The sequence below is a fragment of the Dactylosporangium sp. CA-092794 genome, assembly GCF_050948465.1.
Taxonomy (GTDB): domain Bacteria; phylum Actinomycetota; class Actinomycetes; order Mycobacteriales; family Micromonosporaceae; genus Dactylosporangium.
Map to the genome: position 1 here is coordinate 2,504,228 of NZ_CP192044.1, position 24,409 is coordinate 2,528,636.

The following is a 24,409-nucleotide window of genomic DNA, read 5'->3' on the forward strand; positions in this document are numbered from 1 at the left end:
GCTGCCTCTCCTGCTGGCCGGCGGTGCCGGCCGGTAGGACCCGTCCGGTAGGGGTGTCCGTTGTGCGGACGATCGTCCGCGCCTCGTCAGTCTCAGTCTCCGATGGGGCGCTGTCAACCGCCCACCGCCGCGGTACGGAAGATGTTTCGACTTCGAGGCTTGACATCACGTGGTACCCGGAACATTGTGATGGACAGCCGTCCGTCTGACGGACGATCGTCCGCCACGGTCGCGCCCTGAGCACTCAGGACCCCTCTCCCACCGCCGAAACACCCCACGGCGCTGCACAACGCGCACCTCATCGCACGGCCCTGCGCAGGCCGTGCGACCGCTCCGGCACGCACTCCACACGACTCCAGGAGCAGGACACTCATGGCAGACAAACGCGAATCGGAATCCGGCCTCTCGCGCCGCGGCCTCATCGCCGGCGCCGGCGCGGGCGTGGTCGCGGCGGCCGCGTTCGGCGCCGCCCCGGCGAGCGCCGGCGATGCCAACGACGACGAGGACGACTTACTCCTCGAAAACGGCAACATCCACACCATGGACGACCGCAACTCGGTCGTCTCGGCCGTGCGGATCAACAACGGCGTCATCATCGCGGTGGGCAAGGAGGCCGAGCACGGCCACGCCCTGGTGAAGGTCGACCTGCGCGGGCGCACGGTCGTGCCGGGGCTGATCGAGAGCCACAGCCACTTCGTGAGCCTGGCCAACCGGCCCGGCTACCACGTGGCCCAGTGGGAGCTCGCGAAGAACGTCAACGAGGTGCTCGGCTACCTCAAGGCACGCCGCCAGGCGGGCGTGCCCGTGGGCGCGTTCATCACGGCGATGGGCGCCGGCACGCCCCGGATGTTCGCCGAGCAGCGGCTGCCCACCCTGGCCGAGATCGACGCGGTGGTGTCGGACCGGCCGGTGTTTCTCTATCAGAGCGGCTTCGGCCCGGCCCGGGTCAACACGCTGGGCAAGCAGTTCTTCGAGTCGCTGGTGACCGACGTGCCGGTGACCGTCGGCGCGGACGGCACGATCGCCGGCGGCAGCCCGAACATGGCCAACCGGGCGCTGTACCACCTGCGCATCCGCCAGACGTTCGAGGACAAGAAGCGCAGCGCGCTGGACGCGATGGCGTTCACGGCGAGCGTCGGGCTCACCACGATCCTGGACCAGACGCTCGTGGCGGCCGCGACGGGCACGCTGAACCCGGCGTCGCTCGACCCGCAGCCGACCGACGGCCTGCCGACGCTGAACCATTTCCGGATGTACGACGCGTGGCTCGCCCTGCACCGCGAGGGCAAGGCCTTCGTGCGGCTGCAGATGAACTTCCTGCACAACCAGGGCTTCATCGCCGAGCTCGGCGGGCTGGACAAGCAGCTGCCGGAGCTCAAGGAGCGGCTGAAGAACCAGTTCCCGTTCTTCGGCGACGACGACATGCTGCGCACCGGCGGCATCGGCGAGTGGGCCGCGCCGTTCGCGCTGCCGTCGAACGCCAACGGCTACGCGGTCTGGCTCGAGTCGCAGCGGCAGGTGGCCAAGGCCCGCTGGCGCAACGAGAACGCCCAGCCGGGCAGCGCCACCAACGTCGACTCCATCGAGCAGGTGGTGGCCACCTACGAGCAGATGGACCTCGAGTTCGGCATCAAGGACCTGCGCTGGGGCCTGCAGCACGCGGACTACATCACGCCCGGGCAGCTGGCCCGGCTCAAGGCGCTCAACTGCGGCGTCTCGGCCTCGGGCTTCCGCTGGCTCAACGGCACGCCGCGCGCCGACGGGCTGCCCAACGGCCCGCTGTACCCGCAGATCTGGGCCAGCGGCATCCCGATGGGCATGCACGAGGACGGCATCCACATCGCCCCGCACAACCCGTGGTACGCCCTGCACTACGCGACCACCGGCCTGAACGTGCTCGGCCAGCAGATCAACCCGGGCCAGCAGCTCAACCGGCAGCAGGCGCTGCACTGCTACACCCGGGGCAACGCGTGGTACATCAACCGCGAGAACGAGCTGGGCTCGATCGAGACCGGCAAGTTCGCCGACCTGGTGGTCCTGGACAAGGACTACTTCACGGTCAGCGACGCCGAAATGCGCGACATCCGTCCGATCCTGACGGTGATCGACGGCAAGATCGTGCACGACACCGGCGCACTGCCTGTCCGCCGCTGACACTGTCGCAGGATCCGGTGGGGGGTGCCGCTGCCGCGGCATCCCCCACCCGCGCGTGACTACCGGCGGACGGTGAGGCCACGGGAGTTACGGTCCGGACCACGGCGGACATCGCGGTAGCTCTCTGGATTTTATGGTTTTTCCAGGGCTTCATACAGCGCCCGCGGCGGCGGCCCGGCGGGTAGTGCGGCGCTGCCCGGCGCGGCGGCGGCCTGCAGCAGGTAGCCGACCAGGCGCTCGGCGGCCGTGGCGAGCGCCTCCGTGTGCGTGCGCGCGACGCCCGCGGCGGCCATGAGGAACAGCGGCAGGTCGTGCGGCGAGAAGTCCGCGCGCAGCCGCCCGGCCGCCTTGGCCCGGCGCACCAGCCGCACGAAGTCGCGGAACGCCCGCTGCCGCTGCGCCTCCAGCGCCGCCACGCCCGGGAACATCGTGGTGAGGACCTGCGCGAAGCCGCGGTCGGTGCACGGCACCCGGCACACGTAGCCGATGAAGTCGCAGAACCCGCGCCACGGATCCGGGTCGTCGGCGGCGGCCGCGGCGGCGGCGGCGTAGGCGGCCATCGCGTCGGCGAACACCGCCGCCACCAGGTCCTCGCGGGCCGGGAAGTTGCGCATGAGCGTGGCGATGCCGACCTCGGCCCGGCGCGCGACGTCGCTCATCGGCGCGTCGATGCCGGCCTCCGCGAACACCTCCGCCGCCGCCACCAGCGCCCGCTGCCGGTTGCGCTCCGCGTCCGCGCGCCGTGCCACCGTCACACCACTCACCCATCTGGAAGAGGTCTTCCGGATATGGTACCGTCGGTGAAATGGAAGATGGCTTCCAGTTGAGCGCGAAGGAGTTCGCCATGCCCATCCCCGAGCCCGATGCCCGCCTGCGGGAGCTGGACTACTTCGTCGGCGCCTGGCAGGCCGCCGGCCGGTTCCACGAGACGCCGTTCGGCCCGGCGAAGCCCATCGCGATGCGGATCGTCGCCAGCAGCGAGGACCGCGGGTTCTGGCGGGTGGTGCGCACCGAGGAACTGCCCAGCGCCGACAACCCGACGCCGCTGACCGCGCGGTACCTGTGGGGCTACGACGCCGCCGCCGGCGAGTTCGTCGCGGAGTGGTTCGACAGCAACGGCGGCCGCGCCACCCAGCGCTCGGCGGGCTGGGACGGCGACCGGCTGGCGTTCCTCGGCGCCATGACGATGGGTGGCTACACGGTGCCGCTCCGCGACACCTTCACCCGCAGCGGACCGGACCGGTATCACCACATCGGCGAGGTCGACCTCGGCGGCGGCTGGCAGGCCGTGGACGACGAGGACGTCACCCGGGTCCAGCCGCCGCGATGAGCGTCGAGATCGGCGTGGCCACGCTGAGCGACCGGCAGCCGCGGACCGTCGACGGGCGGGTCGTGTCCGTGGCGGCCCGCCTGGCCCAGATCGTGGAGCTGGGGATGCGGGCCGACGCGCTGGGGCTGGACGTGTTCGGCGTCGGCGAGCACCACGGCCCCGGCTTCGTGGTCTCCTCGCCGGTGCCGGTGCTGTCCGCGATCGCCGCCCGCACCGAGCGCATCCGGCTCACCAGCGCGGTCACGGTGCTCGGGGTGCACGACCCGGTCCGGCTGTACCAGGACTTCGCCACCCTCGACCTGCTCAGCTCCGGCCGGGCCGAGATCGCGGTGGGCCGCAGCGCCTACCCGGAGCCGTTCGCGCTGTTCGGCGCCGACATCGCCCGCTACGACGAGCTGTTCGCCGAGCGCCTCGAACTGCTGCTGCGGCTGCGCGCGGAGCCGGTCGTGACCTGGCGCGGCGCGTTCCGCCCGGCGCTGCACGGCGCCGAGGTGATCCCGCGCGCCGTGCAGGATCCGCTGCCGGTGTGGATCGGCGCGGGCGGCTCCCCGGGCAGCGTGATCCGGGCCGGGGCGCTGGGCCTGCCGCTGACGTTGGGTTATCTGGGCGGTACCCCGGAGCATCTGCGCCGCCTGGTCGACCTCTACCGGGAGGCGGGCCGCCGCGCCGGCCACGCCGATGCGCTGCGGGTCGGCATCGCCGCCCACTACCTGAGCACCGACGCGCCGGCCGACGCCTACCCGCACTACCACGACTTCCTGCGACCCAAGCGCCCCGGCGGCCCCGGCTACGAGGTGTCGAGGGAGGCCTTCACCGCCGGCCTCGACGCCGGTCAACCACTGATGATCGGCACCGCCGAGCACGTGACGGAGAAGCTGCGGGAGTTGTACGACGCGGTCACCTTCGACCGCATCCTGCTGCTCGTCGACTGGGGCGGCCTGCCCGGGCCGGCGGTCGAGGAGTCCCTGGACCGCCTCGGCACGCGGATCGCGCCCGCCCTGCGCCGGACCCTCACCGCCGCGGCGGTTTGACGCCGGCCCGGTCGGCGGTCTTGTAGGTGACCAGGGGCACCGTCACCGCGACCGGCGTGGCGAGCCGGTGCGCGACGAGGTCCCCGATCACCTGCTCGATCCGCTTGTACGCGGTGGGCGCCTCCTCGAACAGCAGCTGGCGGTCGCCGCACACCACCACCGATCCGACCGGGGTGCGGCGCAGCTCTTCGACGGTGTGCTTGGCCTTCCCCCGCCGCAGCGCGTCGGCCCGGGACATCTTGCGCCCCGCCCCGTGCGCCACGGAGTAGCCCGCCTCCGCCCCCGCCGTCCCCGCCACGAGGTACGACTCGGTGCCGCGCGTCCCGGCGACCAGCACGTCCCGCCCGTCGCCGGGCGCCGCGCCCTTGCGGTGCAGGTACATCCCGTCCCGCACCTCGACCAGGTTGTGGCACTGGTCGACGATCGGCTCGCCCGGCCGCGCCCCCAGCGCCTCGGCCACCCGGGCGGCCAGCAGCCGCCGGTTCAGCGACCCCCACCGCACCGCGTCGTCGTGCGCGGCGAGATACGCGGCCGGGTCCCGCGCCGGCCCGGCCCCGTGCACGTCGGTGTGCGCGCGCAGGATGCTCTCCCCAAGCCCGCGCGATCCACTGTGGACGATGAGCACGAGGTCGCCCTCGGCCACCCCGAGCCGCTCCGCGTGCGCGGCGTCCAGCACGGAGCGGACCCGGGCCAGCTCCACGAAGTGGTTGCCGCGCCCGACCGTGCCGAGCCCCTCGACGTGGCCCCCGGGAATAGGGTCGGGCACGTCGCCGGGGTCGAGCGCCCGGTCGAGGTCGGGAAAGCGCGCGGCCAGCCGCTCGGGCACGGCCCGGCGCAGCGCGATCGGAAACACGGCGATGCCGCAGCCGATGTCGGAGCCGACGAGGTACGGATACAACACCCGCGACACCATGGCCGCCCCGATCGGCGCCCCCTTGCCGGGGTGCAGGTCGGGCATGCCGGCCACGTGGACCATGCCGTCGAGCCCGGCCACCTGCCGGCACTGGTCAACGGCATCGGACTCGACCCAGCTACCGGGCGACGCGAACACGGTGACACTGGCGGTCGTCGCAGACAATGACGCTCATTCCTCACGGGCGGGAACGGACAGGACAGGCGAGACTTCCGTCAGAGCGTCATGCCGTCAGCGTCCGGCATCCCGCCGGCCCCGGCAAGCGATTTTGCCGATCGCCCGGCCGCGAGCTGCGGGTCAGCAGGTGCGGACGAACCGGCCGTGGCCGCCGGAGGCGTAGTACAGATCGGGGACGCGGCCGAGCTCGGCGGCGGCCGGCTTCAGGTCGGTGCAGGCGTTGGCCTGGACCGTGGCGTCGCGGGTGTCGAGGTACACGATGAACGCCCCGTGGTAGGTGTTCGCCGCGACCAGATGCGGATACCACGGCGCACCGCCGAACCGGGCCGTCAGCCGCTCGTGTGCCGGCGTTTCGTCGTAGATGGGGTCGCGGCCCAGCAGGAGCGAGGCACCGGCCAGGGCCGCGCCGACGACGACGAAAGCCACCACCGCGAACCGGTAGGACCGGCGGCCGGTCCCCGGCTCCCGCGCCTGCCGGGCGCCGTAGTGCAGCGCCGTCCCCACGGCGGTGAGCCACACCGCGACGGCGGCGAACGTCCGCTCGAAGCCCACGTCGGTCTGCGGGCCGACCTGTGAGAACAGCATCTGCGCGACGGTGGTCAGGAACACCAGCCCGAGCCCGGCCTGGACCCAGCGCGGCAGGGCGACGAGCGCGTCCCAGAGCGGCTCCCACTCCAGCCGCCCCAGCCGGCCTCCGTTGAGGACGAGGATCGCGGAGCCGAACGTCACGAACGCGACGAGGAACGGCAGGAAGGAGATCGGCTGGGGGTACGACGCGCCGGGAACGTACAGCGCGGCCAGCACGCCGGCGTTGAACACCAGACCGCACACCGCCAGCAACGGCACGACCCTGCGCACGACAGCAATCTATGCCCGCCGGGCCGGTTCCCGCTATTCAGCGTGATGGCTGGTGCTGCTGGTAGGTCCACATCTCGGCCATGCGACCGTGGACGAGGCGGATCAGCCAGATCAGTTGGCCGGGCGAGCCGGTGGCCTGCTGCGGCGGGCCGACGGAGCCCGCGACGGCGATGAGGTCGTTGTCGCCGAGGATGGTGTGGATGGTGAAGTGCAGGTCCGGACGGGCGGCCCGGATGCTCCGCACCGCCTGCCGCACGGCGGCGGGTCCGGCGACTTCTGGGTGGGCGTGGTCGACCCAGTCGGGGTGCAGGATCTGGTCGGCGATCGTGGTGTCGCCGGTGTTCCACATGTCGAAATAGCGCGCGACCACGCTGTGGCCCGGTCTGTCGTCCGTCAAGGTGTTCCCCGTTCCTCGGCGATGTGCCCGGACAACCCGTGGCCGGTGGAGGCGCTCACCCGCCCGCCACGACCGTAAGTCTCCGCGATCACGCCAATTCCACCCGGGCTCCGGCACTTTTCCATGATCGCGGAGAGAATGCGTACCTATGAGTACATTAGGTCTCCACGATCATGACAAACCCACCGAAACGCCGAGTCCCCTCGCATGATCGCGGAGACTTATGGTCGCCGCGAAAAGTCCAGACACTTCGTGTCCGGACTTTTCGGACTTATACCCTGACAGGCGAAAAATCCGATAAGTCGTGGCGCGGAGCGCCCGACTTATCGAAAAGCGGACTACATCGGCGGCTGAATATGGCAGAGACCCGGCAGATCCTGTTCATCCAGGGCGGCGGCGCGGGTGTGCACGACGAATGGGACAACAGGTTGTGTGAGAGCCTGCGGCGGGAGCTTGGGGACGGCTACGAGGTCCGCTATCCGCGCATGCCCGGCGAGGACGACCCGAGCTACGCCCGGTGGAGTGCGGCCATCCGGGGTGAGCTGGCGGCCCTGGACGACGGCGCGGTCGTGGCGGGCCATTCGGTGGGCGGGACGATCCTCGTCAACGCGCTCGCCGAGCGGGCGCCGCAGCGGCGGCTCGGGGCGATCGTGATGATCGCCGCGCCGTTCGTCGGTGCCGGTGGGTGGGCCGGCGCCGGGTTCGAGTTGCCACCAGACCTCGGCGTGCGGCTGCCGGGAGGCGTGCCGGTGCACGTGTTCCACGGGCTCGAGGACGAAACCGTCCCGCCGTCGCATGCCGACCTGTATGCCCGCGTCATCCCGCGGGCACGGCTGCACCGGCTGCCCGGGCGCGACCATCAGCTGGACAACGACCTGCGCGAGGTGGCGCAGGCGATTCACGAAGTCGTCGAGCCGGCCGGCTGACGGGTCGCGGCGCGCGGGGCGAGGGCGTCGACGATCAGGCCGAGCAGGCGGCCGAGCTGGTCGGAGGTCTCGCCGCCGGTGGCGAGGAAGACGCCGTAGAGCATGGCGGCGACGTCCTCGGCGGTGACGTCCGTGCGCAGCGCGCCGGTCTGGGCCGCGCGGTCGAGGAACGTGCGGATCGCCGTGGTGACGCGCTCGCGGGTCTGCGGGGTGATACGGCCGGCGGCAGCGGCGGCGCGGAGGGTGTCCAGCATGCCGCTCTTCGTGGTGGTGAACCTCGCGTAGCGGTCCAGCCAGGCGCGCAGGGCCACGTCGGGCGGGTACCGCTCCAGCAGGTCGGCCACGCTCGCGGAGACGTCATCGAGCTCGGCGGCGTAGACGGCCTCGACGAGCGCCTCCCGCGTCGGGAAGTGCCGGTAGAGGGTGCCGATGCCGACGCCAGCCGCGCGAGCGATGGCTTCCAGCGTGACCGGGCCGCCGGCGGCCGCGAAGGCGGCGCGGGCGACGGTAAGGATGTGGGGTCGCATAGACAACCAGGAGGTTGGCCTAGAAGCAGCCACCCTTGAAAGAGTGCGTAATAGCTCACTGGTCAAGTGGTTCCGCGCCGACAATGTAGCGGGGCTCGAGCACACCGCCGAAGCGGCAACGAGGGTCGAACCAGCAGCTCAGGCGACGTACAGGAACCGTCGTCCGAGGCGGCGGGCCGGCCGTCCGCTGGCGTGGTGTACGAGGGCACCATCCGATCTGCGCGGCCGGGGCGGCCGTATGTCTCCGTGATCATGATGCGCGCGGTGGCCGCACCGCGGGTTTGCCATGATCCCGGAACCTTTCGGTACACAGGGGTACATCAGCACTCCGTGATCATGAAAAACCGTGGTGTCGGTGCCGGGCACAGCATGATCGCGGAGACTTCCGGTCGCTGCGCCGTGCTTCGCGGCGGCCAATGCCCGGCGGGTGAGACGTGATCGTCGACCGAGCCCGGCGCGTCGGGACGGCACCGCGTGGCCGCCACGCCCGCCGGGAGACGGCGGGGCCGGTTCCCCGGTGACGTCGGCGGTCTCGCGGACAATGCTGATGCCTGCGAACGGGGAGAGCAGCACGCGGCTACAGGCGGTTGGGGCTGGCCTCCAGCGCGGCCCGCAGCGCCGCCGGCATCGCCTCCAGGGCCGCGGCCGGGTACTCGACCCGATGGCCGCCCGCGCGCACCGCGAGCGCCGGCGGTGAGCTCGCGTAGCAGGCGTCGCAGCGGCCCAGGTGCCCGGTCGGCACGAAGCGGCGGCACTCGGGGCAGCGATCGCGCTGCCGATGCGGGCGGCGGGACGGGTTGCGCCGCCACACGGTCAGCCGGTCGGGGATGCCCGGCCACGACGGTAGCGCCAGGTCGTCGGTCGGGGTCCAGTTGAGGTCCAGCTCGCGGTGCAGCCGCGCGGTGCCCGTGGGGCCCTCCGCGTCGCCGCCGACGTAGAGCAGCGTCCCGCCCCGGTAGGCGCGCAGCGCCGCGTAGCCGGCCGCGTCGTCCTCGGGCGGCGGCCAGCACAGCAGCAGCGTCCGGTCGCGATGGCGGCGGACCGCGGCGACGCTCGGCAGCCGCTCCACCGGCGCCCAGGTGGCCCGCTCGCGGTGAAACGGGTTGCCGCCCCCGTCCGGCGGGGTCGCGTCGGTCGCCACCACGTCGGCGCCGCGGGCGCGCAGCAAGGCGGCCCAATAGCCGGTGCCGGCGCCCGCGTCCAGGATCGGGCCGTGGTCGGCGATCAGGCCCAGCGCCGCCTCGGTGGGCACCGACCACGCCAGCCGCGACGAGAGCTCGCGGCGGCGGCCGGGCAGGTCGAGCACGCGGGCCAGGCCGGGCGGCATGCGCGGCGGGCCGGGGGTGGCGCGGCCGCCGGCCAAGATCGAGATCAGCTCCAGCAGCGGGTTCGTGGCCGGGTCGAGCGGGGCCGCGAGCCGGGCGTGGTAGTCCTCCAGGCGCCGCCGGCCCTCCAGCCACTCGCCGGGGGTCACCGCGGCGTCGGGGTAGCGCGCGGCGAACGCCTCGAACGTTTCCAGGCGGCGCAATTCGGTCAGGGTGATCGGGGCGAGCCACTTCGAGCCGTGCGGGTAGGGGCGGCCGGGCGGCACGTGCCGCCACCGGTCCGGTGCCGTCGGCGCGACCGCCGCCCCGCACCCGCCGCAGATCGGGTGGCCGTCGACGCTCACCCGGCGGCCCCCGGACAGCAGGGGCCGCACCGGGTGAGCCACCGTCACAGGCCCAGCACGCTGCGGCGGACCTCGGGGCTGTCGCGCAGCTCCGCCGCCGGGCCCGAGGCCACCACCCGGCCCTCGCCGAGCAGGTAGGCACGGTCGGCGATGGCCAGGGCGCGCTCCACGTCCTGCTCCACCACGACCACGCTCACGCCGTCGGCGGCGATCCGCTCGATGGCCTCGTACACCTCATCGACCCGCACCGGCGCCAGGCCCAGCGACGGCTCGTCGAGCAACAACAGCCGCGGGCGGGCCATCAAGGCCCGGCCGATGGCGACCATCTGCTGCTCGCCGCCGCTCAGGCTGCCCGCCAGCTGGGTGGTGCGCTCGGCCAGGCGGGGGAACATGTCGTAGACCGTGGCCAGGGTGGCCTTGTGCTCGCGGCGCGCGCCCCGGCGGTACGCCCCCAGCACCAGGTTGTCGAAGACCGTCATCCTCGGGAAGATCCGCCGGCCCTCCGGGACCACCGCCACGCCGTGGGCGCCGACCCGGTGGCCGGCCAGCGACGTGGTGTCGGCGCCGGAGACGCTGATCCGGCCGGCCGACGCCGGGTGAATCCCGGCGATGGCGTTGACCAGCGTGGACTTGCCGGCACCGTTGGGGCCGACCACGCAGACCGTCTCGCCGGCCCGCACCTGCAGCCCGACGCCCCACAGCGCCTGGGCGTCGCCGTAGCGCACGTCGAGGTCCACGACCTCCAGCACGGTGTCAGACATGGGCCTGCTTCCCCAGGTAGGCGCGGACGACGGCCGGGTCGCTCATCACCGTCTGCGGATCGCCGTCGGCGAGCAGGGTGCCGCGGTCCAGCACGACGATCCGGGTGGCGAGCTGGTTGAGCACCCGCAGCAGGTGCTCGACGATGACGATGGTGATGCCGCTGCGGTGGATGCGCTGCACCACCCGCACGGCGTTGTCGACCTCGGCCGGGTTGAGGCCGGCCAGGGCCTCGTCCAGCAGCAGTACCTTCGGGTCCGACGCGATCGCGCGGGCCATCTCCAGCAGCTGCCGCTGGTGCAGGTTGAGGTTGCCGGGGTGGGCGTCGGCGAGGTGGCCGAGGGCGACCGTCGCCAGGTGCCGCTCGGCGAGCGGGCGGGCCTGGCGCAGCGACATCGGGGTCCGGCCGAACATGATGGCGGTGGCGACGTTGTCGCGCACGGTCATCGAGTCGAAGGGTTTCGGGATCTGGTACGTCCGGGCGAGCCCCACGTGCGCGATGCGGTGCGGCGGCAGCTTGGTGATGTCGTGCCCGTCGATGCGGATCACGCCCTTGGTCGGCCGGGTCGCCCCGGAGAGCAGGTTGACCAGCGTGGTCTTGCCCGACCCGTTGGGCCCGACGAGGCCGATCAGCTCGCCGGCGCGGATGTCGAGGGTGACGTCCTCGAGCGCGTGCACGCCGCCGAAGTACTTGGCCACGTTGCGGCATTCGATGAGCACCGGGCCGAGGTCCGGCGCCGGCAGGTCCTCGTCCGGCGCCGCCGCCGGGGTCTCCGCCTCCGCCGGCTCGGCGGCCACCCGGGCCGGAGCCCGCCGGCTGCCCCGCACGATCGCGGCGAGGGCGGCGGCGAGCAGCCCGGCGACGATCCAGTCCAGGTAGTCGCCCCACACGTTGAGCGTGAACAGCACGCCGAAGACGACCACGAACGCGACCAGCGCGGTGACCGGCCGGGCCCGCAGCCGGGCGTAGAGGCCCGCGGGCGCGGTGGCCACCAGCACGGCGAGGATCGCGCCCAGGAAGATGGCGTTCCACTCGTCGAGGCCGTAGGAGGACAGCCGGTCCTGCAGGGTCACGATGAGCACGGCGCCGATGACCGGGCCCAGCCAGTGCGCCCGCCCGCCGAGGACGCCCATGACGATGACGAACAGCGGGATGGTCAGGCCGAACACGCTCTCGACGGTGACGAAGCCGATCTGCAGCGCGTAGACGCTGCCGGCCACGCCGCCGAGGACGCCGCTGGCGATGATGGCGAGCATCTTGTACCGGAAGGTCGGCACCCCCAGCACCTCGGCCACGTCCTCGTTGTCGTGGATGGCGGCCAGCGCGGAGCCCGCGCGGCTGTGCTGCACGGCGAAGGCCACGGCCACCGCGACCGCCGCGACGACCAGCGCCAGCAGGTACTGGAACTGCTGGAAGGAGCCCAGCGCGTCGGGGAACTCCGGCAGCGGCAGCGTCGTGCCCTGCCCGCCGTCGATCGACCGGTTGATCCGGGCGAACGCCGACAGGATGAACGGCACGGCCAGGGTCAGCAGCGCGAAGATCTCGCCGCGCAGCGAGCCCAGCCGGAACGCGACCGCGCCGATGCCCGCCGCGAGCAGCCCGCACAGGACGGCGGCGACCGGCACGCTCCAGAAGAAGTTGACGCCGTGCCGGCCGGTGAGCACCGCCGTGCTGTAGGCGCCGACGCCGACGTAGGCGGCCTGGCCGAAGCTGAAGTACCCGCTGTAGCCCGACAGCAGGTTCCAGCTGGTCGCCTGCGCGATCCAGAAGCACACCGAGCCGAGCAGCACGAGGTAGAACGAGGCCAAGCCCAGGTCCGGCGCGAACTCGCCCAGGGCGACCAGCAGCAGGAACGCCACCAGGAGGCCGAGGGCGCCGCGCCTCATCGGACCGCTCCGACCGTGAACAGCCCGCGCGGGCGGACCAGCAGGGCCAGGATGATCGCCGAGAACAGCACGAACGGCGCGGTGGCCGGCGACCAGATCACCGACACCACGCCGGAGAGCACGCCGACGAGGATGCCGGCGACGAAGGTACCGAGGACCTCACCGATGCCGCCCAGGATGACCACCGCGAACACGGTGCCGAACCACTCGTAGGCGGTCTCCGGGGTGAGCGCGTTGGACAGCGAGAACACGCCGCCGGCCAGCGCCGCGGTCGCCCCGACCACGCCGCCGAGCAGCAGGCTGAGCTTGCGGTGGTCGACGCCGAACGCCCCGGCGACCGCGCTGTCCTGGGAGATCGCCCGCATCGCCCGGCCGGCGAAGGTGCGCCGCAGCACGAGGTGGCCGCCGATCACGACCACGATCGCCAGGGCGAAGGCGATGAGGGTGGTGACCGGGAAGACCAGCCGGCCGATCGAGAAGGACTCGGTGGCGTAGGGGTTGACGTCGGCGGTCATCCGCCGGAAGTCGGCGGTCCACACGTTGCTGGCCACCTGGATGGTGATGATCAGCAGACCGAAGCTGACCAGCAGCGAGTTGAACTCGGTGAGGTTGAGCCGGTCGAACAGCCATTGCAGGGCGGCCCCGGCGACGAACATCAGTGGCACCGTGACCAGCAGCGTCAGCAGCGGGTCGATGCCCCAGGACGTGGCGAACTGCAGGGTGAGGTACGCCCCGACCAAAATGAGCCCGAAGTGGGCCAGGTTGATGACGCGCAGCACCCCCCAGGTCACGGACAGGCCGATGGCCATCAAGGCGTAAAGGCCACCGATCAGCACTCCGCTGAGGGTGGCCTGGACAACGTTCATTCGGGGCAGCCGCCTCTGATCGTAGGGAGGCGCCGGCGGGCGAGATCGGCTCGCCCGCCGGCGCACTGAGGGTCAGGAACGGGGTGGAGCGAGCGGCGCGGCGGCCTTGTCCGCCGGCCACACGGTGACCCAGTCACCCTTCTGGATCTGCTTGAGCGTCTGGGTCGTCGGCCAGAAGTTGAAGGTCTTCGGGTCGAAGGTCAGGTGGCCGCTGAACGTGGTGTCCACGCCCTTGGCGTGCAGCGTGTCGCACATCTTCTTCTGGTCCGTGCCGCCGGACGCCTTGACCGCGCCGGTCAGGATGTCCCAGGCGTTCCAGGACGCGGTGGCCTGGGTCTCGAAGACGGTGTACGGCAGCTTCGCCGCCTTGGCCCGCTCGGTGAAGTTGCTGACGATCTCCGTCGCCGGGGCGCCCATCTTGTCGAGGATCGCCTTGTTGGGCTCGAACATCGACACCGACAGCAAGCCCTCGGACAGCGGGCCCAGGGCCAGCAGCGGCCCGGGCGCCGGGAACAGCGCGAACATCTGCTTCGGCTGGTAGTTGAGCTGCTTCATCGCCTGCAGGACGTTGACCGCGTCCACGCCCAGGCCGTTGTCGATGACCAGGTCGGGGTTGGCGTCGCGGACCTGGGTGGCGATCGGCGCCCAGTCCGTCGTCGTCGGCGGGTAGTGCACGTCCGCCACGACGTTGATGCCGCGCTGCTTGGCGATGCTCAGCGCGCCGGACTTGTCGTTGCCGAAACCGTCGGAGACGAACGCCGCGGAGCCGCTCTGGCTGGTCAGCACCGCGACCGACTTCGGCGGGCTGGGCAGGCTGGCCAGGGCGTCGAACAGCTGGTTGGGGATGAAGCTGTTCGGCGTGGGCCCGATCGACCAGGCCGGGAACTGGCACTCGTAGGTCAGCTGCGGCGCCAGCACGGCCGAGTGCTGCGGCAGGACGAAGCCGTGCCGCTGGGCGACCGCCATCGCCGAGAGGATGTTCGGGGTCGCGTAGGGGCCGAGGATCAGGTCGACCTTGTCCTGGGTGATCAGCCGCTCGTAGAGCTGGCTGACCTTGGCCTGGTCGGACTGGTCGTCGAGCACCTTCCACTCGACCTTGCGCCCGAGCAGCCCGCCGGCCGCGTTGAGCCGGTCGACGTACTCCTCTCCGGCGAGCTTGTGGATCTGTCCGGTCGCGGCGAACGCGCCGGTCAGCGACAGCGTCGAGCCGACCACGATCGGCGCGCTGTTACTGCTCGACGACCCGCCACCGGAACCCCGGTTGCAGCCGGTGACGGCGACCACGACGGCGATCGCCGCCGCGGCCGCCGCGAATGAACGCCTGCGCATCTGCAAATCTCCTCCCGAAGAAGCGGTGCGCGCTCAGCGCACGTCGCCGGTGTCGTGCACCACCGCGCCGCCGACGACGGTCAGCACGGAGTGCAGCTGCTTGAGCTTTTCGTCGGGCACGGTGAAGTAGTCGTCGTTGAGCACGACCACGTCGCCGAGGCGCCCGACCTCGAGCGAGCCGAGCAGGTCCTCGTCCTCGCCACCGAGGAACCACTGGTTGGCGCGGGTGTAGAGGTGCAGCAGCTCCTGCCGGCTGATCTGCTGTCCGGCGTTGATCTGGTTGCCCAGCGCGTTCTTGCCGGTCACTGCGTAGTACGCGTGGATCCACGGGTTCATCGGGGCGATCTGCATGCCGTCGGAGCTCATGCCGGCCGGGATGCCGTTGTCCACGATCGTCCGGAACGGCGGGCCCGATGTCGGCCCGGTCCCGGCGAGGTACTGGTAACTGGTGAGGTTGACGCCGCCGCCGATGGCCTTGAAGCGGTCGAGGTACTCCGTGCTGATCCGCGGCACGTGCGCGATCACCCAGCGCAGGTCCTTGATGCCGATCTCGGTGTTGACCGTCTCGAACGCCTGGATCTGCGTCTGGAAGTCGGTGCCGGTCAGCGAGTGCACCTCGATCCGCCAGCCGGCCTTGGCGGACTTGCGCGCGGCCTCCAGGAACACCGGGCCGCCGAAGTAGGACAGCGCGATGAACTCGCCGATCGCGCCGGTGCGGACCATGTCGTTGCCGAAGAACTTGAACGCGTTCTGGATCCGCTGCGTCAGGGTCGTCACGTTGGTGTCGGCGTCCTGGTGCAGGTAGTTGATCCGCAGCCGCACGGCGGCCAGGCCGTCGTCGTAGAGCTTCAGGAACGGCAGGTTCATCGTGTAGTTGTCCTCGTGGGCGGCGCCGTCCGACGGGGTGTCGGTCTTCTGGAACGCGCCCTGGTCGAGGTGGGTGGTCACGCCGAGGCTGACCGCGTAGGCCATCGCGTCGAGCGCGCTGCGGCGGCGGTCGGCGTCGGTGAGGGTGTGACGCAATGCGAGGGTGGCCTTGCCGGTCTCGGTGCCGCCGGCGATGGACCCGTCGGCGCCGACCGTCACCGCCAGCGGCGCGGCCTCGAAGAACTTCTTGCCGAGGGTGTTGGTGACGCTCGGGCCGGTGAAGCCGATGGAGATGTACGCCGGGTGGTTCGGCACCGCCTTGTCGAGCTCGGCGAGCGTGGGCAGGCGTACCTCTTTGAACTGGTTGAAGTGGAATCCGCCGATCGTGCTGATGAACTTGCCGGCCGGCACGTGCTTGGCCCGGTCCCGGTAGATGTTCTGCACGTCCGCGACGGAGTAGGCGTTCTCCAGCGGGGTGTGGTAGCCGGGCCGGTTGCCCATCAGCACGATGTGGTTGTGGCAGTCGATGAGGCCCGGGATCGCGGTACGGCCGCGCAGGTTGATCGTGCGCGGGTTGCCCTCGAAGCCGCGCTTCGCGGCCCGGTCGTCGTTGCCGACGTAGACGATCTTCCCGTCCTGGATCGCCACCACGCTCGCGATGCGGTTCCGCGCGTCCATGGTGTGGATCCGGCCGTTGTACAGCACCAGGTCGGCGCGCAGCGCCCCGTCGCGGTACTGCCCGTGCGCGGACGCCGCCGATTCGCCGCCGAAGGCACTGACGGCGGCCGCGGCGCCGGCCACGGCGCCACCGCGCAGGATGCTGCGCCGGGATAAGGGACCGCTGGTTTGGTCTTCGCTCATTGCTGTGGTTCACCTTTTCCTTGCGGATACGCGTCGGCCGGGCCGCCGCCCTTGGGGCGCGGCCGGGTGCGGCGCGAAGATGGTGCCGGGGTGTCAGCGTTTGTGGGGGTGTTGGCAGCGGACAGCGGTCCGGCGCCGGGACCGGGGTCGCCTGCGGTGGAGCGGTGGGGTGAAAGCTGCGGCGGGGTAAGGGATATGGGGGGCGGGAGAGGCACGGACCGCGGCCGACGGTGTCGTGTTCCCTCCCGAGCGTCGAACCTCGACGCACCATCTGGCGGACGATCGTCCGTCTGACGGACGGCTGACATCACAATGTTCCCGCCACTACGTGATGTCAAGACTCAGGTTCGAAACAATTGCGCGACCGCGGCGGACTAGTGTTCGCTGTGCGGACCAACTATGAGCTACGACTTTGGGGCGGCGATGGCACAACGTGGAGAAGGACCCGACTTCATCGAGGCCCTCGCGCGGGGATTGGACGTCATCCGGGCGTTCCACGCCGACCGCCCGCGCCTGAGCCTCACCGAGGTCGCCGCCGCCACCGGGCTCGCCCGCCCCACCGCGCGCCGCATCCTGCTGACCCTGGAGGAGCTCGGCTACGTGCGCACCGGCCCCGGCGGCCACGAGCTCACGGCCCGGGTGCTGGAGCTCGGCATGGCCTACGTCGGCGCGCTGTCGCTGTGGGACATCGCCCGGCCGCACATGGAGACACTGGTCGCCGCGACCGGGGAGTCGTCCTCCATCACCCAGCTCGACGGCTCCGACATCGTCTACCTGGCGCGCGTCGCGGTCCCGAAGATCATCGCGCTGCGGGTCGAGATCGGCACCCGCTTCCCGGCCACCGCCACCTCGCAGGGCAAGGTCCTGCTCGCCGCGCTGCCGCCGGAGCGGCTCGACGAGGTCCTCGCGACGCCCAGCCGCTCCGGCGTGCAGCCCTGGGCGCAGCCCGCCCGCCCGGCCGTCGACGCCATGCTGCGCGAGGTCAACGCGCGCGGCTGGGCCCTCGCCGACAACGAGCTGGCCCCGGGGATCCGGTCGGTGGCGGTGCCGATCCGCGACGGCCGCGGCGCGGTGCGGGCGGCCATGAACGTCACCGTCAACTCCGCCGAGACGAGCACCAAGACGCTGGTCGAGCAGCACCTGCCGCACCTGCTGCGGGCGGCCAGCGCGATCAGCTCGGACTGGGCGCTGTGGCAGTCGCGGCCGTTCCTAGAGCTGCCCGCCGCCGACGCCTCGCCGGCGGTCGCCGGGCGCTGACAAGTCCGCATACAGCGCGATCGCCGGGATGGGGGGCGGTCGCGCCATATTGACGTGTGCCAGTTGGCCTGAGTACCGTCTCTGGAATTAAGCAACTTTCTTTAGAGTAAGTCGCACGGCTCCGTACACCCCCATCCACTGTTCTTCGGAGCGCGAGGAGCGCGACATGAGGCACAGAATCCCGTTCCGGCGCGCGGCGATGGCCGGCGCCCTGCTGCTGGCGGCCGCCGGCCTGGTGGCCCTGCCCAACGCGGCCGCCGCGGCGACCGCACCCATCCGCGCCAACTCCGGCGGCGCGGCGTTCACCGACGGCTCGGGCACGGCGTGGTCGGCCGACCAGGCCTACAGCTCCGGCAACTGGGGCTACGACACGCTCTACGGCGGCTCGACGACGTCCTCGCCGATCGCTGGCACGACCGACGACTCGCTGTACCAGTCGTACAACCTCTTCAACGGCTGGACCGGCTACAAGTTCGACGTGCCCAACGGCACCTACCAGGTCACCCTGAAGATGGTCGAGGACTGGGCCAACGCGGCCGGCCAGCGCAAGTTCGACGTGCGCGCCGAGGGCACGACGGTGCTCAGCGCGTTCGACATCTTCGCCGCCTGCGGTGCGCTCACCGCCTGCGACCGCACGTTCAGCACGACCGTCTCCGACGGCCAGCTCAACGTGCAGTTCAACATGAACGGCGGAGCCAACTACGCGACCGTGTCCGCGATCGCGGTGACCGGCGGCACCGGCGGCGGCGACACCACGGCGCCGAGCGTGCCGTCCGGGCTGACGGTCACGGGCACGACGTCGTCGAGCGTGTCGCTGTCGTGGGGCGCGTCGACGGACAACGTGGGTGTCACCGGTTATGACGTTCTGCGTGGTGGTACGACCATCGCGACGGTGACCGGTACCTCCTACACCAACACCGGTCTGTCGGCGAGCACGACGTACACGTACACGGTGAAGGCGCGGGACGCGGCCGGAAACCTGTCCGGGGCGAGCAACCAGGTCTCGGCCACCACGCAGGGCACCACCGGCGGCGACACCACGGCGCCGAGCGTGCCGTCCGGGCTGACGGTCACGGGCACGACGTCGTCGAGCGTGTCGCTGTCGTGGGGCGCGTCGACGGACAACGTGGGTGTCACCGGTTATGACGTTCTGCGTGGTGGTACGACCATCGCGACGGTGACCGGTACCTCCTACACCAACACGGGTCTCGCGGCGAGCACGACCTACACCTACACCGTCAAGGCCAGGGACGCGGCCGGAAACCTCTCCGGCGCCAGCAATCAGGTCTCGGCCACCACGCAGGGCACCACCGGTGGCGGCGGCAACCGGGTGGTCGGCTACTTCGTCGACTGGGGCGTCTACGCCCGCAACTACCACGTCAAGAACATCGACACCAGCGGCACCGCCGCCAAGCTCAACGTCATCAACTTCGCCTTCGGCAACGTCACCAACGGCCAGTGCGCCATCGGCGACAGCTACGCCGACTACGACCGGTTCTACGACGCCGCGTCCAGTGTGGACGGCGTCGCGGACACCTGGGACGCGGGCGCCCTGCGCGGCAGCTTCAACCAGCTGCGCAAGCTCAAGCACAAGTACCCCAACCTCAAGGTGGTCTGGTCGTTCGGCGGCTGGTCCTGGTCCGGCGGCTTCGGCCAGGCGGCGGCGAACCCGACGGCGTTCGCCAACTCCTGCTACAACCTGGTCGAGGACCCGCGCTGGGCCGACGTGTTCGACGGCATCGACATCGACTGGGAGTACCCGAACGCCTGCGGGCTCAGCTGCGACAGCAGCGGCTCGGCCAGCTTCCGCAACCTGATGTCCGCGGTGCGCTCCCGCTTCGGCTCCGGCAACCTGGTCACCGCGGCGATCACCGCCGACGGCACCAGCGGCGGCAAGATCGACGCGGCCGACTACGGCGGCGCCGCGCAGTACGTCGACTGGTACAACGTCATGACCTATGACTACTTCGGCGCCTTCAACCCGCAGGGCCCCACCGCCCCGCACTCGCCGCTGAACTCCTACACCGGCATCCCGACGCCCGGGTTCTACTCCGACGCGGCCATCCAGAAGCTCAAGAGCAAGGGGATCCCGGGCAGCAAGCTGCTGCTGGGCATCGGCTTCTACGGCCGCGGCTGGACCGGTGTCACGCAGAGCGCACCCGGCGGCAGCGCCAGCGGTCCCGCGCCCGGCACCTACGAGCAGGGCATCGAGGACTACAAGGTGCTCAAGAACAGCTGCCCGGCCAACGGCACCGTGGCCGGCACCGCCTACGCGTACTGCGGCAACAACTGGTGGAGCTACGACACGCCCAGCACCATCGCGGGCAAGATGAGCTACGCCAAGAGCCAGGGCCTCGCCGGCTCCTTCTTCTGGGAGATGTCCGGCGACACCACCGGCGGTGAGCTGATCACCGCGATGCGCAACGGTCTCGGCTAACCACTACGCACCGACGCCCGCGGGCCGGCGGCTCCACCTCGGAGCCGCCGGCCCGCGCCGTTTCGTGGGCCCGCTTCGTGAACGGCGGCGGTCCGGCCAACGTCGAGTGGGCTGGACACCCCCGGCTCCCCGGATGAGCCCTCGCCTGGGCCCATCTGGGCATTTCGACTCACTCGGCCCGATCCCCGCATTCGTTAGCGTCCATGGCAGAGCCGGTATAGATCAACCGGGCGGTGGCGCGCACCGGCGTCGGTCCGCGCGCCCGGGAAGGAGCTGCCATGACCCCGCGGTTGTCCGCGATGACGCCGGACCGGGAGCGGCGGATGCGCGAGACGTTCGACGACAACGCCAAGCCGCTGCTGCGCTTCCTGCTCCGGCTGACCCACGGCCAGCGCGAGACGGCCGAGGACCTGCTCCAGGAGACGATGCTGCGGGCCTGGCGCAAGGTGGACGAGCTGCCCGATAATCCGCTGTCGGTACGTCGCTGGCTGTTCATCGTGGCCCGGCACCTCACCATCGACGCCGTCCGCGCGCGGCTGTCCCGGCCCACCGAGATCAGCGGCGAGTCCGTCGCGTGGGTGCCCACCGTGGACGACGAGGTCGACGTCCTGCTCGAGCGCCACGCGCTGCGCCACGCGCTGCTGCAGCTGTCCCCGGCGCACCGGGTCGTGCTCGTGGAGATCTACTACCGCGGCGCGTCGGTCGCGGAGGTCGCGTCACGCATCGGCGTGCCGGAGGGCACGGTGCGGTCCCGCTCGTTCTACGCCCTGCGCACCATCCGCGACGTGCTCAGCCGCGCCGGTGAGCCGGTCGCGGCCGCGTAGCGGCGCCCGGGCTTTCAGGCGACGGCGACCATGTCGACGTCCGGGGCGGGGCCGTGATCGTTGAAGAACATCAGGGTGAACGGGCCTTGCGGGATGTAGGCGGTGAAGCCGACGTACACCGGCTCCGTCCACCCCTTGCCGGTGGCGCTGAGCGTGATCGGGGCGCCGTTGTTGACCGAGATCCGCAGCGTGCGCGGGCCGTCGGTCTCCAGCGACACCACTGCGGTCCGGTAGCCGCCGGAGGAGGCGACGGCGCGCACGATCAGCCGGCTCCCGCCCGTGATGTAGCGCACCCGGCCGCCGCCGTTGCAGGTGGGGCAGGCGACGACGGCGGCGCCGCCGACCAGGGTGTTGCCCGGATCCTCGGCCTCGACGTTGACCGGCGTGAACTGCTCGGACGGCACCGCGGGGGCCGGCGCGGTCTCGGCCGCCGCGGGTGGCAACGACGGCGGGGCGGCGTCGTCTGGCGCGGAGGCGCTGGCCGGCGGCCGCGGCGACCCGGCGATGGTGAGGGCGACCGCGGCGGGCGTGCGGCGCGGTGCACCGGGCAACTGCACCGCCGACCAGAGCACCATCCCGGCCAGCGCGGCCAGCGCCGCCGCGCACGTCCACAGCCATCGGGCCGGCAGCCGCCAACCCCCGGCCGGGAAGCCCGTCCACTGCATGTGACAGACAGTAGGGCGCCGGGCGGTGAGCCGTCGTGGGCCCAAAGGCCCAGGGCGGGGGCCCAAGCACGGGCGTCGCGCGGGTATTCCGGGAAATCCGGCGCCGCGATGAACTTTGGCGCCCGCCCAGGCGTCGATTCGTCTGGCGGGCACAGTCCCCGGCAACCGTGATCGCGAAGGGGGAATCCGTGGTGGCGAGGTTGGGCGCCGGCCGGCGGCTCACAGCCTGGTGGACCGGCATGAGCCGACGCATGTCGATCGTGGTGTACGCGGTGCTGTCGCTGACGGTCGTGGCGGCCGGGGCGGTCTGCTACGAGGTCACCGCGGTGGGCGCCGGCGCGCTGCAGGGCGATCCGATCGACGACGAGACCGCGCGGACCGTGTCGCTCGCGGCGCTGTCGTGCCCCCAGCTGTCCGGACCGCGGCTCGCCGGGCAGCTCATGGCGAACGCGGAGCTCGAGGCCGGCGGCGCCGGCCCCGGGCCGGCCGACACCGCGGTCGCCGCGCTGAACGACAAGGTGTTCAAGGTGTGGAAGCCGTGGCCGAACGCGATGCCGCAGGACCACTCGGCCACCGTCTTCGCGCTGGCCCACTACATGTGCGACCTCGCCGGCCAGGTGCGCCTGACCAAGGCCCCCGGCGACCGGTGGCGGCTCGCGCTGGCCGCCTACCGCTCGGGCGTGCCGGCGGTGCAGGCGGCCAAGGGCATCCCGGCCGGCGCGCGGAGCTACGTCGACGAGGTCGAGAGCTACACGGCCTGGTACGAGCAGCAGCCCGCCTTCGGCAGCGGGGACAAGACGCCCGCGACGGCCTCCACGGCGGGGCTCGTCGTCGGCGCCTCGCCGGTCTCGCCGGCCGCGATCCCCGACGACTACCTGCCGGCCGTGCGCGCCGCCGGGGCCACCTGCGCGCAGGTCACCCCGGCCCGGATCGCGGCGCAGCTGATGGCCGCCTCCGGCTTCGACCCCAACCGCCGCTCCGCCGAGGGGGCGATGGGCATCGCCGGCTTCCGCACCGACGTGTGGAGCGACTACGCGCCGCGGTCCGCCTCGCCGTGGGATCCGGACTCCGCCGTCTCGGTGCTCGGCATCGCGCTGTGCGACCTGGTCGCCACGTTCACGCCGATGGGCGGCAACGCCTTCGACACCGCGCTGGCGGCCTTCCGCACCGGCACCACGGCCGTGCGCCAGGCCGGCGGGGTGCCGCGCGTGCCCGGCGTCGCGGACTACGTGCGGCGGGTGGACGGCTTCGCCGACTTCTACCTCACCGTCGGCCCGCTCGCGTCCGCCTCGCCGCCGGCCGCTCCCTCCGCGTCGCCGTCCAGCGCGTCCCCGTCGGCCCCGGCGCCGAGCGCGTCGGCGGCCGCGCCCGGTAGCCGGCCGCCGGCTCCGCCGAAGAAGTCGTCGCCACCGGCCGCCTCGAAGCCCCCGGCGCCCGTGCAGTACAAAATCATCAATGTGCTGAGCGGCAAGGTGGTCGCCGTCGCCGGCTCGTCGCGCAACGCGGGCGACGTCCTGGTGCAGGAGCCCGACGCCGCCGACCCCTCCCGGCGCTGGCTGCTGGTCACCGACGCGGACGGCACCGTGCGCATCCGCAGCGCGTTCAACGGCCTCGTGCTCTCGCCCCAGGACGCCTCGACCGGCGACTACGCGTTCATCACGCAGGTCCCCGACGCGAGCACGCCGGCGACCCGCTGGCGGCTGCTCGACACCGGCGGCGGGGTGTACAAGATCAAGAATGCGGGCAGCGGCTACCTGCTCGCCCTGCAGTGGATGGTCGACACCGACGGCACCAAGCTGTTCCAGCACGACGACAACGGCACGGCCGACCACCTCTGGCGCATCGTCCCGGCGAGCTGAGCGACGCGCCGTCCCCGGCGCATTCCGCTGCCGCCGGGGACGCCGCTCAACCGGGGCCGGGCGGGCCGTCCTCGCCGCGGGTGAGGAGCAGGATGGCCTCGGCGCGGTTGCGCACGCCCAGTTTGGCGTAGCTGTGGTTGAGCTGGTTGCGGAGGGTCTTCTCGCTCACCCCGAGCCTTGCGGCGATGGCGGCGCCGGACAGGCCCTGGCAGAGCAGTTCCAGCATGTCGCGCTGGCGGGGGGTGAGGCGGCCGGCGGACGTGTGCTGGCGCAGCCGGCCGGTGACGGCCGCGGCCGAGCGGCCGGCGTCCTCGTGCAGGGCGGCGGCCGCGACGGCGGCGGCGACGGGACAGAGCCAGGCCAGGCCCCGGGCGACGGCGGTGACGGCGGGGACGAGGTCCTCCGGCTCGAAGTGGCCGTAGACGAGGCAGCCGTGGACCGGTCCGCGCAGCAGAGCGCCGATGGCCTGCGGATCGGTGTGGGCGGTGAGCGCGATGACGCGGCCGTGGCGGGCGACCGCCTCGAACAGGCCGGGCGCGCCGGGCTGGTCGAGGCGGTCGTCGAACAGGATGACCGCGGGGCGCGTCCGGCGGACGGCCGTGATCGCCTCGGCGGCGGTGGTGGCCAGCGCGACGAGGGTGACCGCGCGGCCCGCGGTGAGTTCGGCCGCGAGGCCGCCCGGGTCGGGGTGGGCGATCGCGACGGTAATGGGGGCCGCCTCGGCCGGGGCGTGTGCTGGCCATTCGTTCATGCGTACGCCGTCCGCCGTCCGCCGTCGGGGCGCGGCCGGGCGGGCCGCGGCGGTTACCCGCTCGT

At 72.0% G+C, this 24,409-nt stretch carries 20 protein-coding genes, 2 pseudogenes and 1 other annotated feature; of the genes and pseudogenes, 9 read left to right on the forward strand and 13 right to left on the reverse strand.

The window, feature by feature from the left end; all coding sequences use genetic code 11:
* Positions 1-372: 372 nt before the first annotated feature.
* A complete protein-coding gene (locus ACQPXD_RS11050; RefSeq protein WP_432837371.1) occupies positions 373-2,154 on the forward strand; it encodes an amidohydrolase in 1,782 nt (593 codons plus the stop codon).
* 131 nt (positions 2,155-2,285) lie between these two features.
* On the opposite strand, the gene ACQPXD_RS11055 is transcribed toward ACQPXD_RS11050, so the two are convergent.
* Complete coding sequence (locus tag ACQPXD_RS11055; RefSeq protein ID WP_432837373.1) at positions 2,286-2,909, reverse strand: TetR/AcrR family transcriptional regulator; 624 nt, start codon at positions 2,907-2,909, stop codon at positions 2,286-2,288.
* 50 nt (positions 2,910-2,959) lie between these two features.
* On the opposite strand from ACQPXD_RS11055, the gene ACQPXD_RS11060 reads away from it, so the two are divergent.
* Both ACQPXD_RS11060 and ACQPXD_RS11065 read left to right on the forward strand, forming a co-directional pair.
* Positions 2,960-3,484, forward strand: coding sequence for a hypothetical protein (locus ACQPXD_RS11060; RefSeq protein ID WP_432837375.1), 525 nt, complete (start codon positions 2,960-2,962; stop codon positions 3,482-3,484).
* Positions 3,481-4,515 (forward strand): LLM class flavin-dependent oxidoreductase, encoded by a 1,035-nt coding sequence (locus tag ACQPXD_RS11065; RefSeq protein WP_432837377.1) that lies wholly within the window; start codon positions 3,481-3,483, stop codon positions 4,513-4,515. Before ACQPXD_RS11060 ends, ACQPXD_RS11065 begins: the two co-directional genes overlap by 4 nt.
* Here the strand turns inward: ACQPXD_RS11065 and ACQPXD_RS11070 are convergent.
* From ACQPXD_RS11070 to ACQPXD_RS11080, 3 genes are all read right to left on the reverse strand, one after another.
* A complete protein-coding gene (locus ACQPXD_RS11070; protein ID WP_432837379.1) occupies positions 4,496-5,593 on the reverse strand; it encodes an RNA ligase RtcB family protein in 1,098 nt (365 codons plus the stop codon). The two genes, ACQPXD_RS11065 and ACQPXD_RS11070, sit on opposite strands and share 20 nt — an antisense overlap.
* A 132-nt stretch (positions 5,594-5,725) precedes the next feature.
* Entirely contained in the window at positions 5,726-6,463 is a 738-nt protein-coding gene (locus ACQPXD_RS11075) for a hypothetical protein (RefSeq protein ID WP_432837381.1), read from the reverse strand.
* A gap of 37 nt (positions 6,464-6,500) precedes the next feature.
* A complete protein-coding gene (locus ACQPXD_RS11080) occupies positions 6,501-6,860 on the reverse strand; it encodes an ester cyclase (protein WP_432837382.1) in 360 nt (119 codons plus the stop codon).
* 356 nt (positions 6,861-7,216) lie between these two features.
* On the opposite strand from ACQPXD_RS11080, the gene ACQPXD_RS11085 reads away from it, so the two are divergent.
* A complete protein-coding gene (locus ACQPXD_RS11085; protein ID WP_432837384.1) occupies positions 7,217-7,786 on the forward strand; it encodes an alpha/beta fold hydrolase in 570 nt (189 codons plus the stop codon).
* On the opposite strand, the gene ACQPXD_RS11090 is transcribed toward ACQPXD_RS11085, so the two are convergent.
* The 7 genes from ACQPXD_RS11090 to ACQPXD_RS11120 all read right to left on the reverse strand — a co-directional run bounded on the left by ACQPXD_RS11090 (position 7,759) and on the right by ACQPXD_RS11120 (position 16,551).
* Positions 7,759-8,130: a hypothetical protein gene (locus ACQPXD_RS11090; protein WP_432843798.1), complete on the reverse strand. Its 372-nt coding sequence runs from the start codon at positions 8,128-8,130 to the stop codon at positions 7,759-7,761. The two genes, ACQPXD_RS11085 and ACQPXD_RS11090, sit on opposite strands and share 28 nt — an antisense overlap.
* 140 nt (positions 8,131-8,270) lie before the next feature.
* Positions 8,271-8,428: a sequence feature (23S ribosomal RNA rRNA prediction is too short), on the forward strand.
* A 462-nt stretch (positions 8,429-8,890) separates the two neighbouring features.
* On the reverse strand, positions 8,891-10,012 hold the full coding sequence (locus tag ACQPXD_RS11095; protein WP_432837386.1) for a hypothetical protein: 1,122 nt from the start codon (positions 10,010-10,012) through the stop codon (positions 8,891-8,893).
* 14 nt (positions 10,013-10,026) lie between these two features.
* Entirely contained in the window at positions 10,027-10,743 is a 717-nt protein-coding gene (locus ACQPXD_RS11100; RefSeq protein WP_432837388.1) for an ABC transporter ATP-binding protein, read from the reverse strand.
* Positions 10,736-12,628: a branched-chain amino acid ABC transporter ATP-binding protein/permease gene (locus ACQPXD_RS11105; protein WP_432837390.1), complete on the reverse strand. Its 1,893-nt coding sequence runs from the start codon at positions 12,626-12,628 to the stop codon at positions 10,736-10,738. The genes ACQPXD_RS11100 and ACQPXD_RS11105 overlap by 8 nt, the downstream gene beginning before the upstream one ends.
* Positions 12,625-13,494, reverse strand: coding sequence for a branched-chain amino acid ABC transporter permease (locus ACQPXD_RS11110; protein WP_432837392.1), 870 nt, complete (start codon positions 13,492-13,494; stop codon positions 12,625-12,627). Before ACQPXD_RS11110 ends, ACQPXD_RS11105 begins: the two co-directional genes overlap by 4 nt.
* Positions 13,495-13,566: 72 nt before the next feature.
* Positions 13,567-14,823, reverse strand: a complete 1,257-nt coding sequence (locus tag ACQPXD_RS11115) for an amino acid ABC transporter substrate-binding protein (protein ID WP_432837393.1) — start codon at positions 14,821-14,823, stop codon at positions 13,567-13,569.
* Positions 14,824-14,856: 33 nt separating this feature from the next.
* Positions 14,857-16,551 carry an amidohydrolase gene (locus ACQPXD_RS11120; RefSeq protein WP_432837395.1) on the reverse strand — a complete coding sequence of 565 codons (1,695 nt, stop codon included), beginning with the start codon at positions 16,549-16,551 and terminating at the stop codon, positions 14,857-14,859.
* Between the two features lie 399 nt (positions 16,552-16,950).
* Between ACQPXD_RS11120 and ACQPXD_RS11125 the strand changes: the two genes are divergently transcribed.
* From ACQPXD_RS11125 to ACQPXD_RS11140, 4 genes and pseudogenes are all read left to right on the forward strand, one after another.
* Positions 16,951-17,808 (forward strand): IclR family transcriptional regulator domain-containing protein, encoded by an 858-nt coding sequence (locus ACQPXD_RS11125; protein WP_432837397.1) that lies wholly within the window; start codon positions 16,951-16,953, stop codon positions 17,806-17,808.
* Between the two features lie 199 nt (positions 17,809-18,007).
* A pseudogene (locus ACQPXD_RS11130) lies at positions 18,008-19,042 on the forward strand (malectin domain-containing carbohydrate-binding protein); the annotation flags it as partial.
* Positions 18,996-20,245: pseudogene (locus ACQPXD_RS11135) on the forward strand (glycoside hydrolase family 18 protein); the annotation flags it as partial. The pseudogenes ACQPXD_RS11130 and ACQPXD_RS11135, both read left to right, overlap by 47 nt.
* Before the next feature lie 278 nt (positions 20,246-20,523).
* Positions 20,524-21,069 (forward strand): sigma-70 family RNA polymerase sigma factor, encoded by a 546-nt coding sequence (locus ACQPXD_RS11140; RefSeq protein ID WP_432837399.1) that lies wholly within the window; start codon positions 20,524-20,526, stop codon positions 21,067-21,069.
* A 14-nt stretch (positions 21,070-21,083) separates the two neighbouring features.
* Here the strand turns inward: ACQPXD_RS11140 and ACQPXD_RS11145 are convergent, their stop codons facing one another.
* Positions 21,084-21,734, reverse strand: a complete 651-nt coding sequence (locus ACQPXD_RS11145) for a hypothetical protein (protein WP_432837401.1) — start codon at positions 21,732-21,734, stop codon at positions 21,084-21,086.
* Positions 21,735-21,973: 239 nt separating this feature from the next.
* Between ACQPXD_RS11145 and ACQPXD_RS11150 the strand changes: the two genes are divergently transcribed.
* Positions 21,974-23,593, forward strand: coding sequence for an RICIN domain-containing protein (locus ACQPXD_RS11150; protein WP_432837403.1), 1,620 nt, complete (start codon positions 21,974-21,976; stop codon positions 23,591-23,593).
* 46 nt (positions 23,594-23,639) lie between these two features.
* On the opposite strand, the gene ACQPXD_RS11155 is transcribed toward ACQPXD_RS11150, so the two are convergent.
* Positions 23,640-24,344 carry a LuxR C-terminal-related transcriptional regulator gene (locus tag ACQPXD_RS11155; protein ID WP_432837405.1) on the reverse strand — a complete coding sequence of 235 codons (705 nt, stop codon included), beginning with the start codon at positions 24,342-24,344 and terminating at the stop codon, positions 23,640-23,642.
* Between the last annotated feature and the right edge of the window lie 65 nt (positions 24,345-24,409).

Coding starts and splice junctions, on each gene's coding strand:
- ACQPXD_RS11050 (WP_432837371.1), top strand. CDS start 373: ATGGCAGACAAACGCGAATCGGAATCCGGCCTCTCGCGCCGCGGCCTC.
- ACQPXD_RS11060 (WP_432837375.1), top strand. CDS start 2,960: ATGGAAGATGGCTTCCAGTTGAGCGCGAAGGAGTTCGCCATGCCCATC.
- ACQPXD_RS11065 (WP_432837377.1), top strand. CDS start 3,481: ATGAGCGTCGAGATCGGCGTGGCCACGCTGAGCGACCGGCAGCCGCGG.
- ACQPXD_RS11085 (WP_432837384.1), top strand. CDS start 7,217: ATGGCAGAGACCCGGCAGATCCTGTTCATCCAGGGCGGCGGCGCGGGT.
- ACQPXD_RS11100 (WP_432837388.1), bottom strand. CDS start 10,743: ATGTCTGACACCGTGCTGGAGGTCGTGGACCTCGACGTGCGCTACGGC.
- ACQPXD_RS11105 (WP_432837390.1), bottom strand. CDS start 12,628: ATGAGGCGCGGCGCCCTCGGCCTCCTGGTGGCGTTCCTGCTGCTGGTC.
- ACQPXD_RS11110 (WP_432837392.1), bottom strand. CDS start 13,494: ATGAACGTTGTCCAGGCCACCCTCAGCGGAGTGCTGATCGGTGGCCTT.
- ACQPXD_RS11115 (WP_432837393.1), bottom strand. CDS start 14,823: ATGCGCAGGCGTTCATTCGCGGCGGCCGCGGCGGCGATCGCCGTCGTG.
- ACQPXD_RS11120 (WP_432837395.1), bottom strand. CDS start 16,551: ATGAGCGAAGACCAAACCAGCGGTCCCTTATCCCGGCGCAGCATCCTG.
- ACQPXD_RS11125 (WP_432837397.1), top strand. CDS start 16,951: ATGAGCTACGACTTTGGGGCGGCGATGGCACAACGTGGAGAAGGACCC.
- ACQPXD_RS11140 (WP_432837399.1), top strand. CDS start 20,524: ATGACCCCGCGGTTGTCCGCGATGACGCCGGACCGGGAGCGGCGGATG.
- ACQPXD_RS11145 (WP_432837401.1), bottom strand. CDS start 21,734: ATGCAGTGGACGGGCTTCCCGGCCGGGGGTTGGCGGCTGCCGGCCCGA.
- ACQPXD_RS11150 (WP_432837403.1), top strand. CDS start 21,974: ATGAGCCGACGCATGTCGATCGTGGTGTACGCGGTGCTGTCGCTGACG.
- ACQPXD_RS11155 (WP_432837405.1), bottom strand. CDS start 24,344: ATGAACGAATGGCCAGCACACGCCCCGGCCGAGGCGGCCCCCATTACC.